The organism is Kitasatospora sp. MBT63 (assembly GCF_000710465.2).
In the GTDB taxonomy this organism is placed as follows: Bacteria; Actinomycetota; Actinomycetes; order Streptomycetales; family Streptomycetaceae; genus Kitasatospora.
The window spans coordinates 1-2,084 of record NZ_JAIZ01000153.1; the positions used below are offsets into that span (position 1 = coordinate 1).

The following is a 2,084-nucleotide window of genomic DNA, read 5'->3' on the forward strand; positions in this document are numbered from 1 at the left end:
CTGCGGACCTCGGTGAAGCCCGCCGCAGTGAGCAGCCCGGCCGCGCCGTCCGCGTCCCGGGCGAGCGGGTTGGAGCCGCCGGTGCGCCCGCCGCGCAGGGCGCCGGGCGGCGGGTCGGCGGCGAAGGCGGCGAGCGCCGCCGAGGGCTCGGCCCAGCGGGGGTCCTCCGCGCCGAAGGCGGTGAACCCGAACAGCCCGCCCGGCGCCAGCAGCCGGTGGGCCGCGGCCGCCGCCGCGGCCGGATCGGGGGTGTGGATGACCGCGAACGAGGACAGCACGGCATCGAAGGAGCCGTCGGGGAAGCCCGGCCGTTCCGCGTCGCCGAGCCGCACCGAGACCTGCGCCAGCCCGCGGGCGGCGGCGTCGGCCGAGGTGCGGCGGACCATCCCGGGCGCCAGGTCGATCCCGACCGCCGTCCCCCCGGGCCCGACCGCCTCGGCCGCCGGGAACAGCACCGCACCCCGACCGCAGCCGAGGTCGAGCACCCGCCGGCCCGGCCGCAGCGCGGCCAGCGCGGCCAGCCGGGCCCCGACCGGGTTGAAGAACGGGCCGTTGCGGGCCTCGTAGTCGTCGGCGACCAGCGAGAAGGTGTGGGCGAGTTCGTCCTTGCGCCGGCGGGCGGGGTCCTCGCCGCGCCGCGTGTCGGGCGTGCGGTCCCGGGCCTCGGGCGCGCGGTCGCGGGCCTCGGGCGGGCGCTGCTGGGCGTCGGGCATGCCGTCATGCTCGCCCGCCGGGTGGCCGCCGGGCAAGAGCGGCCAGGCGGTTCCCGGCGCCCGGCAGCACCCGCCGCACTACCCGCCGAGGGCGCGCTGGAGTTCGGCGATGACCAGGTTGGCGCCGGTGTACCCGATGCCCTCGAACCAGAGCTGGTCCTCGACCGGGAACGCCCGGTGGGCCTTGACCGCGCCCAGCGCCTGCCAGGCGGAGCTGCTCAGGGCGGTGGTGGCGCCCGCCCGGTCGGGGTCGCCGTAGGTGGAGTGGAACAGGAAGTCGCCGTCGGCCAGGGCGAGCTGGTCGAGGGTCACCTCCACGTCGAGCCGGTCGGTGTTCTGCGGGTCCGGCCGGTTCAGCTGCAGGTCGGTCAGGACCGTGCCGATGAAGCTCTGCCGCCCGTACAGCCGGATCCCCGGGGAGCCCTCGACGAACCGCACCACGCTGATCCGCCGCCCGCCCGAGCCGGCCGCGCCGATCGCCTGCACGGCCTGGGCGACGTGCCGGTTGTACGCGCCCACCACGGCGGCCGCCTGCTCCCGGCGGCCGAGCGCGGCCGCGTGCAGCTGGAAGTTGTCCCGCCAGGGGGCGCCGGTGGTCCGGCTGAGGACGGTGGGGGCGATCCGGGCCAGCGCGTCGTAACGGCCGTCGTCCCGGGCGAGGTTGCCGAGGATCAGCTGCGGGGTCAGGCCGATGATCCGGGCCAGGTCGGGGTCGCCGATGTCCCCGGCCACCTCGACCTGTTCCAGCCGCGAGAGCGGCCAGTACGAGGGCAGCCCGGCGTCCAGCGGGGCCTTGAGGGCGCCGACCGGGGTGATGCCCAGCGTCATCGCCGAGTCGAGCTCGGCGGTGTCCAGCGCGATCACCCGGACCGGGTGCGCGGGCACCACCACCGGGCCGTTGCCCGCCTGCACGGTGCCGCCCGGGGTCGGTACGGGGGCCCGGCCCGCCGCGGTGCCGGCCGGCGGGGACTGCGGCTGACCGCCGGAGCCGGTGCACCCGGCCAGCAGGGCGGCGCCGAGCCCGGCCAGGGCGGCGCGGCGGGACGGCTGGGGCGGCACGCGCGGACCTCCGGATCGCGGTCGGTGCCCGGCCCGTGCTCGGGGTCGACGCGGCCGGCTCTCAGCGATTATGTCCGGTTTGCCGGGTCGGTCCGGTTCATTTCGCCGCTCCCGGGGTGGCCTGTCGGCCACCGCATAGGCTGGCGGCCATGGCGCTCACCGTTGGCTTCGACCTCGACATGACCCTGCTCGACACCCGTCCCGGCATCAAGGCCACGTACGACGTGCTGTCCGCCGAGACCGGCGTGTGGATCGACAGCGACCTCGCGGTCAGCCGGCTCGGCCCGCCGCTGGCCCGGGGGATCGCCGAGG

2 protein-coding genes and 1 pseudogene are annotated in these 2,084 nt (G+C 77.6%); 1 reads left to right on the top strand and 2 read right to left on the bottom strand.

Translation table 11 applies throughout. The features are described 5' to 3' along the window. On the bottom strand, positions 1-713 hold a 713-nt coding region (locus AA75_RS10270), incomplete at its 3' end, for a class I SAM-dependent methyltransferase (RefSeq protein ID WP_149038056.1). Positions 714-791: 78 nt separating this feature from the next. Further along, positions 792-1,772: an iron-siderophore ABC transporter substrate-binding protein gene (locus tag AA75_RS10275; protein ID WP_033819567.1), complete on the bottom strand. Its 981-nt coding sequence runs from the start codon at positions 1,770-1,772 to the stop codon at positions 792-794. Between the two features lie 149 nt (positions 1,773-1,921). On the opposite strand from AA75_RS10275, the pseudogene AA75_RS51745 reads away from it, so the two are divergent. Then, positions 1,922-2,084 (top strand): annotated as a pseudogene (locus AA75_RS51745) (HAD family hydrolase); the annotation flags it as partial.